This is a genomic window from Thalassobacterium sedimentorum, assembly GCF_031127905.1.
Lineage (GTDB): Bacteria > Verrucomicrobiota > Verrucomicrobiia > Opitutales > Coraliomargaritaceae > Thalassobacterium > Thalassobacterium sedimentorum.
In genome coordinates this window covers 1-667 of the sequence record NZ_JARXIC010000117.1, presented here as the reverse complement: position 1 = coordinate 667, position 667 = coordinate 1, and the positions used below count along the sequence as shown (strand labels likewise).

The 667-nt window shown below is 42.9% G+C and carries 1 protein-coding gene; it reads right to left on the bottom strand.

What is annotated here, in order from left to right:
* Positions 1-148 precede the first annotated feature (148 nt).
* On the bottom strand, positions 149-667 hold a 519-nt coding region (locus QEH59_RS18650; protein WP_308986898.1), incomplete at its 5' end, for a VOC family protein.

Below are 667 nucleotides of genomic sequence, written 5' to 3'. Positions count from 1 at the left end.
TCGTCATAGCACAGCCACCCACTACGGGAGGGCGAGCATAGCTACTGAGTTAATGGTTATAGTTGTGTGAAAACTTAGCAAAAAAGGCGCCGTAGCGGGTTGGTCTGCTGCGACTTGTTATGCCCGTTGTTAGTCTGGAATATGGTTCCTAAGGAAGATTAAGTTGCCATGAAACTCCATACCGATCTTGAACCCAAGTGAATTTGGAGCTGAAACCATAATTATCGGGTGGCATGAGAAATTTGCCATCCTTGGAGAGAGCTTCACAATACTTGTCAAAATCACTTTCGCTAGCACATGTAACGTAGAGTGAAATGGAAGGAGTAAAAGTGAAATCATGCACTGGAGGACTATCTGTGCACATCACTTTCTGACCATTCAGCGAGAATGTTGCAGTCTTGATTGATCCTACATCACCTTGTTCTCCCTCACTCCATCGAGTGATTTCTTTGATCTCTGCATTGGGGAACAGTGTGACGTAAAGATCCATGGCTTCTTCAGCCTTTCCTGTGAACATCAGGAAAGGTGTTATCGCAGTTGCTTCTTTATCGGGCATGTTGTTTGATTCTGATGGGTTATTGGAATTTGTATTATTTGAGCGTTCATCTGAGCAGAATGCCAAGATAATCATTGTGGATATGATAGTGAGAATTTTTTTAGCATAACG